Consider the following 9,492-nt stretch of genomic DNA (forward strand, 5'->3'; position numbering starts at 1 on the left):
AAGATTGACGGCATCGGTAATATTGCGTGCGAGGACGTGTTGGCTCGTCGCTGCCTCGTGGTGTTTTTTTTTTCAAGCAGCAGACTGCATACGAGCTGTTAATTGGTGACTGGAGTTCAGCCGTGTCCTCTTCCGATCTCACGGAGCGCGGCCGGCGCGCGCCCGTCATGGCGCGGCTTCGTGCGCCGGGTGTTCCGGCCACAGCGTCGCGGCGATGAACAGCCCGGCCGCGAGGAACGGTGCGCCGATCGCGAACAGGATGGCCGCGAGGCCCCAGCGATCCCAGAAGCGGTCGACGACCGCGCGCTCGGGCGTGACGGGGTCGTACAGCACGTTGACCGCATCGCCTTCGCGCAGGCCCGGATGCGACGCCGCCGAGCCCTGGGCGAACGTGATCTGGCGGCCGCTGTCGGTCGTGAACGCGACGATCGCCGAATACAGCGACGTGCGCGAGCGGGGCGAGCGCGCGTTTTTCGCGATCTCGACGACATGGCCGGTCGAACGTGCGTAGTGGTGGGCGATCTGCCACTGACGCAGGCCGGCCGCGCCGGCGCCGGCGACGAAGCCCGTGCCGATCGCGATCGGAATCAGCACGATCGCGACATCCCAGCGGCTCCGCGCGTGCTTGCGGGCGGAGCGGGCCGGCGGTGGCTCGGATGTCCGGCGGCGACGCCCGCCGACGATCAGGAGGCCGCCGATCGCGAACGAGGCGACGGCGAGCAGCGCTGCCACGGCCGCCGGAAACCAGCGTTGCGTGAAATCGTCGATCAGTGCGGGGCGTTCGGGGTGGCTGGGGTCCAGCCATACCTCGACGTTCTCGCCGATATCGTAGGCGGGGACGGTCGATGCGGTATTGCCGGCGACTTCACGGCGCTGCCCGTCATTCGCGAGGTACGCGACGATCGGCCGGTACGCGCGCATCGCGTCGCTGTCCTGCACGATGCGCACGACCGTGCCCGGCGCGCTGACCAGTTGGCCGGTCGCCTGGCCCTCCGTGACCGCGAGCATGCCGGCCAGCACGAGCAGCACGACGCCGAGCGCCATGGCGACGAGCGCGTCCTTACCCGGCATGACCGGATCCGGTTCGTGCGTCGCACTGCGGATGCCGGCGTGATCTTGGGAGTGGCGTGTCTCGACGGACTCGCCGATATCGGCGCAACCAGGCTCTCTGAATGGTCGCGTCTCGGTTACATGCTTCCATGTCTGACGTCCCATGCTCTCTCAGTGCCGGCGGGCAAACGGCAGTGCCTGCGCCGGTTGTGTGATATTTGTCGGACGATTCTAGCGGAAACGATGCGGAGCGGGCGTGCGATGGCGTACCGCGACAGGGCGCGCGTCGCGAGTGCGGCGGCGGAAAAGGAAAAAGCCCGGTTAGCTTTCGCTAACCGGGCTTCGGAATTCCTGGTGGGGCGTGAGTGACTCGAACACTCGACCTACGGATTAAGAGTCCGCTGCTCTACCAACTGAGCTAACGCCCCCAACAGAAGAAAGATTATGCATGGGTATTTGAGGCCTTGCAAGCCCTTTCTGCAAAATCCCTGAAAATATTTCGTCACGACTACGGCAGCTGTCGGTCCGATAACGAGCGATCGCAGATTCCGTGCTCCCGGTATGATGACGCCACACGTGTTGCGCGGCGGTCGCGCAACGCTTTCTGGGCTTTCGAAGATGGACGAAAACGCAGTCCGCGAATTGCTGGATCGCCTGCTGGCCCCCTGGGTCCGCTCGCTCGGTCTGGTCCCCGTGTCGATCGGCGACGACAGCGTCACGCTGCGCCTGCCGTTTTCCGGCGAATTCCGCCATTCGGGCGGCATCATCTGCGGCCAGGTGTTCACGGCGGCTGCCGACACCGCGATGGTGGTTGCGATCTCGGCCGCGCTCGGCGAGTTCCGGCCGATGACGACCGTATCGTTGAACACGAACTTCATGCGTCCCGTGCGCAAGGGCGACGTGCTCGTCACCGCGCGCGTGCTGCGGATGGGCCGCAATCTCGTCTTCGGCGAAGTCGAGCTGTTCGACGAAGACGGCAAGATGGCCGTTCACGCGACGTCGACCTACGCGCTCGTCAGCTGAGCGGCGCGATGTTCGACCAGATCGTCTTTGCGGGCGGCGGCAATCGCTGCTGGTGGCAGGCCGGCTTCTGGGACGTCGCCCAGCCGGCGCTCGGCTTGCGCCCGCGCGTGATTACCGGCATCTCCGCCGGCGCGGCGACCGCGTGCATGCTGTATACGCGCGACGCCGCCTGGGTGATGCGCTATTACGAAGAGGCGCTGCGCCACAACCGGAAGAACGCGTACTGGGGCAACCTGTTCGGGCGCGAGCCCGTGTTCCCGCATTACCGGATTTACCGTCAGGCGCTGCTCGACATCTACGGCGAGCCGTTCGCGAAGCTTGCCGCGGCGCCGGAGATCCGTATCGGCGTGTCGCACGTGCCGCGCTGGCTCGGCGCGCGCAGCGCCGTGGCCGCCGGCCTCGTCGCGTACAACATCGAGAAGTACGTGCGCAAGACGCTGCACCCGACGCTCGGGCGCACGCTCGGCTTTCGGCCGGAATTCGTGCGCGCGCAGGCCTGCACGCGCGTCGACGAACTCGCCGACTTGATCCTGCAGTCGTCCTGCACACCGCCGTTCACGCCGGTGCTGCGCCGCGGCGGCCGGCCCGTGCTCGACGGCGGGATGGTCGACAACGTGCCGGTCGACGCGCTCGACCCGACGCCGGGCGACGTGCTGGTGCTCGTCACGCGGTTGTACCCGCGCCCGCAGATGTTCACGGTCGCGCACGGTGAGCAGCGGCGGCTGTATGTCCAGCCGTCGAGCAAGGTGCCGATTTCGAGTTGGGATTACACGAGCCCGTCGCAGATGCGGCATGCGTACGACCTCGGGCGGCGCGACGGCGAGCATTTCCTCACGCGCGTCGGTGCGATGACGGGCGGCCGCGTGGCCGCCTGAAGACGGGGGAAGCAGGAAGCGGGGCCGCGCGGCGGGCGCGACCCGCTGCGCTCAGCGCACGCGGCGCGGCGTCAGTGCTTCCGGATTGACGACGCTCGACATGTCGCCCTGGTCGAACGCCAGGATATTCCTGAATGCCGCGCTGAAGTAGAGCTCGTAGCTTTCGCGCTCGACGTAGCCGATGTGCGGCGTGCAGATCACGTTTTCCATCCGCAGCAGGCTGTAGCCCTGCAGGATCGGCTCGCTTTCGAACACGTCGATCGCGACCATCCCCGGACGGTTGTGCGACAGCGCGTTGACCAGTGCATTTTCCTCGAGCAGTTCGGCGCGGCTCGTGTTGACGAGCAGCGACGTCGGCTTCATCCGCATCAGGTCTTCCTGCTTGACGATCCCGCGCGTGTCGTCATGCATGCGCAGGTGCAGCGACAGCACGTCGCTCTGCTCGAACAGCGCTTCGCGGCTTTCGGCGGCCGTATAGCCGTCGGCCCGCGCGGCCTCGAGCGAATGCTCGCGGCCCCAGATCAGCACGTTCATCCCGAACGCCTTGCCGTAGCCGGCGACGAGCCGGCCGATCTTGCCGTAGCCCCAGATGCCGAGCGTCTGGCCGCGCAGCACCTGGCCGAGGCCGAAGTTCGGCGGCATGGCCGACGTCTTCAGGCCCGACTGTTGCCACGCGCCCTGCTTCAGGTTCGCGACGTACTGCGGAATGCGGCGCTGGGCGGCCATCACGAGCGCCCACGTCAGCTCGGCGGGGGCAATCGGGGAGCCTGTGCCTTCGAGCACCGCGATGCCGCGGTCGGTACAGGCTTCGAGATCGATGTGGCTCGAAATGCGGCCGGTCTGGCTGATCATGCGCAGGTTCGGCAGCTTGGCGAGCAGTTGCGACGAAATCGGGGTCCGTTCGCGAATCAGCACGAGCGCCTCGACTTCCGCCAGACGGCTCGCGAGTTGTCCCAATCCGCGCACCGTATTGTTGAAGACCTTCACGTCGTGGTCGGCAAGCATCTCGAAGCAGTTCAGCTTGCGGACGGCGTCCTGGTAGTCGTCGAGGATGGCAATTTTCATGGTGAGCGGGTGTCGCGCGTTGAAAGCGGCGGTGGCGGCGGCGCACGTCGCGCACCCGTCCCGCCCGGCCGGGGCCGACATGATGCTACGTCGGCCGCCGCCATGGTGTCTTTTTAACAGGTTGTTACGCTCCGCCGCAATTGGCGGCAGCCTGACCCGGAGCCGCTTGCGCGGTGGGCGGAAGGGTGCGCTGTTGTGTCGCATCAAATACGTCCTTCCTGATTCGGCCGCTTACTCGACGAGGTTCACCCAATTGTTGCTCCAATCAGAATAATTGGATCAACTATCCGCAGAAGGCGAGGATTTTTGACTATTTTTATCGTCAACAACGGCCTTGTTGAGCAACTCTGCATCATTTCCGCTGTCGTAGGAGAATTACGCATTTGCTTCATCTTTTTGAAGTTGTAACAGCGGCAGGAGTCGTTTATGGATCATTTGCAGTCGATGCGCGTGTTCGTCAAGGTTGCAGATCTCGGCAGTTTTGCGCGGGCCGCGAGTGCAATGGATATCTCCAACGCGGTCGCGACGCGTCACGTCGCCGATCTGGAAGGCCGGCTCGGCACGCGTTTGCTGAACCGCACCACGCGCAGCCTTTCCCTGACGGAGTCAGGCCAGGTCTATCTGGAGCGTGCTCGCCAGATCCTCGATGAGCTCGAGGACGTCGAGCAGATGGTCGTTGCGCGCAATCACGAGCCGGTCGGAACGTTGCGCATCGTTGCGCCGGTCGTGTTCGGCCTGCATAACCTCGCGCCCGTGTTGCAGTCGTACACGGAGAATTTCCCGAAAGTGGTGCCGGATCTCACGCTGGTCGACCGGCAGGTCGATCTCGTCGAGGAAGGCTTCGACGTCGGCATTGTCGTCACGCGCCAGATGCGCAGCGCGAGCATCGTCACGCGGCGCCTGACCACCGGCTGCATGACCGTGTGCGCGACGCCGAGCTACCTGGAGAAGCACGGTGTGCCGACCCATCCGGAGCATCTCGCCGAGCACCCGAGCCTGAGCCTGCCGACCGAATACTGGGGCGACGAGCGCGTGTTCACGGGGCCGGACGGCGAAGTACGCGTGCGCCCGACCAACGTGATCGTCGCGAACAACACCGCGATGCTGCGCCAGTTCGCGCTGCTCGGGATGGGTGTCGCGATCCTGCCGAGCTACCTGATCGGCGGCGACATCGCGCGTGGCGCACTCGTGCGGCTGCTGCCGGATTTCCGGCTGCCGCAGGTCGAGATCAACATCGCTTACCCGAGCCGGCGCCATCTGCCTGCGAAGGTGCGCACGTTCATCGACCACCTCGTCGAGCATTTCAGCCACTCGACCGATGCGACGATGGGCGAGCAGTGGGCCGCGCAGAATTCGGCGCTTGCGCCGATCGGTGTCGAGACGCGTGCGGAGCAGCCGGAGTCGGCCGACCCGAACCTGTCGCCGCGCCTGCCGCGTTCGCCGCGCCCGCGCGTCGCGGTGCCGTCGCCGCTGTAACGGCGCGATGGCCGGGCGGCGGTTGCCGCCGGCGCAAAGAAAAACGCGGATCGATTGCTCGATCCGCGTTTTTTTATGGCTGCCTGCCGGAATTCGGCGTGGCCGGGAGAACCCCGGCCGTCAGGCCGTTACGAGCCCGTCTTGCGCGCCGTCGTCTTGCGGGCGGCGGTCTTGCGAGCCGGTGCCGGTTTCTCTTCGGCGCCTTCCGTCACGGTTTCGGCATCCTTCGTCGCCGATTTTGCCGTCTTCTTCGCGGCGGCGGCCTTCGGCTCCTTCTTCTCGAACTCGAAGCCGATCTTGCCGTCGGGCTGCTTCACGAGGAAGGCCTTGAAGTTGCGGCCCGTGCGTGACGACTTGAAGTTCGGCAACAGATCCGTGCGGCCGTCGGCAAGCAGCTTGCCCATCTGCTCGCGCGTGATTTCCTGCTGCAGGATCACCTTGCCCGAGCGGAAGTCGCAGGTCTTCGGGTTGGCCACCGAGTGCTCGCACACGTAGCTCATCCCGTGCTCGAACACGCGACCCTTGCACTTCGGGCATGCGCCGACCGGCTCCTGCGCGGAGAAGTCGGGCGCCTCGCCTTCCTCGCCGCCGGTATCCTGGCCGAAATCGAACTCGAGCTTGTAGTTCTTCGTCTCGTCGTCGAAGGACAGCTTGAGGATCGCCGAGAACGGGCGGCCCATCTTGCTGCGGAAGCCGGACAGCGGGCCGATCGTCTTCTCGCGCAGCAGCTCCTCGACTTCCGCGATCTCGAACTGCCGGCTGCCCGGGATCTTCGAGATCGAGAACTCGCACTTCGTGCACGCGAAGCGGCGGTAGTTTTCCTTCACCTGGCCGCCGCAATTCGGGCATGGCGTCTCGAGCGTCGCGTAATCGCCGGGGATCGTGTCGGAATCGTATTCCTTCGCGCGCTTGACGATCTGCTGCGTCATGCGGGCAATTTCCTGCATGAACGCTTCGCGCCCGAGGTTGCCGCGCTCCATCTGCGACAGCTTGTATTCCCATTCGCCGGTGAGCTCGGGCGCGGTGAGTTCCTTCACGCCGAGCCCGCGCAGCAGCGTCATCAGTTGGAATGCCTTCGCGGTCGGGATCAGTTCGCGGCCTTCGCGCACGAGGTATTTTTCGCCGAGCAGGCCTTCGATGATCGCCGCGCGCGTGGCTGGCGTGCCGAGGCCCTTTGCGGCCATCGCCTCGCGCAGTTCGTCGTCCTCGACGAGCTTGCCCGCGCCTTCCATTGCGGACAGCAGCGTCGCTTCCGAGTAGCGTGCGGGCGGCTTCGTGACGAGCGCGACGGCGGCGATTTCGTCCGTCTTCACCTTCTCGTTCTTCTGCACCGGCACGAGGTTCGCGTCCGCGCCTTCGGCGTCGCGACCGTACACCTGCAGCCAGCCCGGCTCGACGAGCACCTTGCCTTCGGTCTTGAAGTGATGGCCCGCGACTTCGGTGATCCGTGTCGTGACGCGGAATTCGGCGGCTGGGAAGAACACGGCGAGGAAGCGCTTCACGACCAGGTCGTACAGCTTCTGCTCCGGCTCGGACAGCGACTTCGGCGCCTGCAGCGTCGGGATGATTGCAAAGTGGTCGCTGATCTTCGAGTTGTCGAAGATCCGCTTGTTCGGCTTCACCCAGCCCTTGTCGAGCACCTGCTTCGCATGCGGCAGGTAGTTGTTGCTCTCCTTGAGCATCTCGAGTGTGGACTCGACCGTCGACAGGTAGTCTTCCGGCAGCGCGCGCGCGTCGGTACGCGGGTAGGTCAGCACCTTGTGCTTTTCATACAGCGCCTGCGCGAGACCGAGCGTGTTCTTCGCGGAGAAGCCGAAACGGCCGTTCGCTTCGCGCTGCAGGCTCGTCAGGTCGAACAGCAGCGGCGACAGTTGCGTCGACGGCTTCGATTCCTCGGAGACCGTGCCGACCTGGTCGCGGCATGCGGCGACGATCGTTTCGGCAGCCGGCAGGCTCCACAGGCGGGAGTCGCGCTTTTCCGGATCGAATTCGTCGCGCTTGAATTTCGGGTCGTACCACTTGCCTTCGTAGAAGCCGCCCGCGCATGCGAATTCGGCCTTCACTTCCCAGTAGTCGCGCGGGATGAAGCGGCGGATTTTCTCTTCGCGTTCGACGACGATCGACAACGTTGGCGTCTGAACGCGACCAACTGTCGTCAGGAAGAAGCCGCCGCCCTTGCTGTTGAACGCGGTCATCGCGCGGGTGCCGTTGATCCCGACGAGCCAGTCGGCTTCCGAGCGGCAGCGTGCGGCGTCGGCGAGCGGCAGCATGTCCGCGTCGCTGCGCAGGTTCGCGAAGCCGTCGCGGATCGCCTGCGGGGTCATCGACTGCAGCCACAGGCGCTGGACCGGCTGCTTCGCCTTCGCGTGCTGCGCGATCAGGCGGAAAATCAGCTCGCCCTCGCGCCCCGCGTCACATGCGTTGATCAGGCGGTCGACGTCCTTGCGCTTCAACAGCTTGGTGAGCACCTTGAGGCGCGACTCGCTTTTTGCGATCGGGTTCAGGTCGAAATGCGGGGGGATGACGGGCAGATGCGCGAAGCTCCATTTCCCGCGCTTGACCTCGTACTCTTCCGGGGCGGCGATTTCCAGCAGGTGGCCGACAGCGGACGAAAGGACGAAATCGTCGCTTTCGTAATACTCGTCATGCTTGGTAAAGCCGCCCAAAGCGCGTGCGATGTCGTTCGCGACAGAAGGCTTTTCCGCAATGATCAGTGCTTTGGACATGACAGGTGTGTGTTGGTAGACCGGGTTCGCCGGTTGTGGGTCCCTTTTACGACCGCTTTATAGCACACGCCGCAGCGATGGCGGCTCAGCGTGTAAAAAGCGGCTCATCATAGAGGGGGGCCGCAACGGCGGCAAGCGCCCGGCGCGGCAGGGCGCGCAAATGCGCGCAAAACTACCGGGCCGGCTCGCGAATTCAGGCTTCGACGGCCAGGACGTTGCGCAATTTCGGTGCGTGCGGCGCACCGGGTACCGCACTCAGATCGGACAGCATCCGCTCGACGATCGCCGCATGCGGCAGCACCGTGCCGAAGAAGCGCGCGGTGTGGGTATCTTCGATCAGGATCGTCGGGAAGTTCTCGACGTCGAGATCGTCGAGCTGGTCGGCATGCGTTTCGATGTCGATCCAGGCGAAGCAGGCGTCCGGATGCGCATCGGCGAGCTGGTCGAAGGCCGTCCGGTAGTCGCGGCAGGTGCCGCACCACTCGGCGCACAGGCAGGCGACGAGCAACGTGCCGGGATCGGCGAGGCGCTCGGCGATCCGATCCGCATCGGTGTCGAGATTCAGCGCGGGCATGGATTTCCTTGGATATCGTTGGCGGCCTGGCCGCCCCTATGCGGGGGAATGTAGCACGCCGTGCACGGGCGGGGTGCGCGCCGCGTCAAGCCGCACGAAGCGTCCGCCGGGGAGGCTGGCGACGCGGCCGGCCAGTTCCAGCGCAAGCAGCGCGCGGTGCAGCACGTCGTCGGACAGGCCGCTGTGCTCGGCGAGCCATTCGTAGGTGACGGGGCCGTATCCCAATGCGGCAAGTACGGCCTGTTCGGATGGCGTGCTGGGCAGCGGTGGCGCCGGCGACGGTGCTTCGTCTCGGGCGGGCGCGGTGGCCGGAACGGCATCGCCAGTGTGGATGATCCCGCTAGCGGCACGCTGAGTGATGGCTTCGGTTTCGCGGAGGTCGCCGGAGTCCGCGCACGGATGCCCGGAACACGCCGCACCGCCTGCCATGGCGGCTTTCGACTCACCCAGCCCGTATTCCTCGAGCACGTCGAGCGGCGCGGCGGTGAGCTTCGCGCCGTCGCGGATCAGTGCGTGGCAGCCCTGCGCGAGCGGCGCATGGATCGAGCCCGGCATCGCGAATACATCGCGCCCCAGTTCGTTCGCGAGTCGCGCGGTGATCAGCGAGCCGGAGCGCGGCGCGGCCTCGACGACCAGAGATCGGAAGCGCGTCGTGGAGGCAAAGAGTGTATGTCGTGTTGGCCACTCGCGTGGGCGCTGCACT

At 65.7% G+C, this 9,492-nt stretch carries 8 protein-coding genes and 1 tRNA gene; 3 read left to right on the forward strand and 6 right to left on the reverse strand.

What is annotated here, in order from left to right:
- Positions 1-165: 165 nt before the first annotated feature.
- Both G3N99_RS28425 and G3N99_RS28430 read right to left on the reverse strand, forming a co-directional pair.
- Complete coding sequence (locus G3N99_RS28425; RefSeq protein WP_206124049.1) at positions 166-1,215, reverse strand: DUF3592 domain-containing protein; 1,050 nt, start codon at positions 1,213-1,215, stop codon at positions 166-168.
- A gap of 187 nt (positions 1,216-1,402) precedes the next feature.
- Positions 1,403-1,478 (reverse strand) — tRNA-Lys (locus G3N99_RS28430).
- 190 nt (positions 1,479-1,668) lie between these two features.
- On the opposite strand from G3N99_RS28430, the gene G3N99_RS28435 reads away from it, so the two are divergent.
- The gene (locus G3N99_RS28435; RefSeq protein WP_006477449.1) at positions 1,669-2,073 is read left to right on the forward strand and encodes a PaaI family thioesterase; all 405 of its coding nucleotides are present in this window, start codon (positions 1,669-1,671) and stop codon (positions 2,071-2,073) included.
- A gap of 8 nt (positions 2,074-2,081) precedes the next feature.
- Positions 2,082-2,948, forward strand: a complete 867-nt coding sequence (locus tag G3N99_RS28440; RefSeq protein ID WP_174916659.1) for a patatin-like phospholipase family protein — start codon at positions 2,082-2,084, stop codon at positions 2,946-2,948.
- 51 nt (positions 2,949-2,999) lie between these two features.
- On the opposite strand, the gene G3N99_RS28445 is transcribed toward G3N99_RS28440, so the two are convergent.
- Positions 3,000-4,013: a D-2-hydroxyacid dehydrogenase family protein gene (locus G3N99_RS28445; protein ID WP_011353578.1), complete on the reverse strand. Its 1,014-nt coding sequence runs from the start codon at positions 4,011-4,013 to the stop codon at positions 3,000-3,002.
- Positions 4,014-4,439: 426 nt separating this feature from the next.
- On the opposite strand from G3N99_RS28445, the gene G3N99_RS28450 reads away from it, so the two are divergent.
- Entirely contained in the window at positions 4,440-5,489 is a 1,050-nt protein-coding gene (locus G3N99_RS28450) for a LysR family transcriptional regulator (protein WP_174937390.1), read from the forward strand.
- 128 nt (positions 5,490-5,617) lie between these two features.
- On the opposite strand, the gene G3N99_RS28455 is transcribed toward G3N99_RS28450, so the two are convergent.
- The 3 genes from G3N99_RS28455 to G3N99_RS28465 form a co-directional block, all read right to left on the reverse strand.
- A complete protein-coding gene (locus G3N99_RS28455) occupies positions 5,618-8,215 on the reverse strand; it encodes a DNA topoisomerase III (protein WP_174937392.1) in 2,598 nt (865 codons plus the stop codon).
- 193 nt (positions 8,216-8,408) lie between these two features.
- On the reverse strand, positions 8,409-8,789 hold the full coding sequence (locus G3N99_RS28460; protein WP_011353575.1) for a thioredoxin family protein: 381 nt from the start codon (positions 8,787-8,789) through the stop codon (positions 8,409-8,411).
- Positions 8,790-8,825: 36 nt separating this feature from the next.
- The coding region (locus tag G3N99_RS28465) for a DNA-processing protein DprA (RefSeq protein WP_241011896.1) at positions 8,826-9,492 on the reverse strand (667 nt) is incomplete at its 5' end.

The sequence above is a fragment of the Burkholderia sp. Ac-20392 genome, from assembly GCF_017104585.1.
Lineage (GTDB): Bacteria > Pseudomonadota > Gammaproteobacteria > Burkholderiales > Burkholderiaceae > Burkholderia > Burkholderia lata.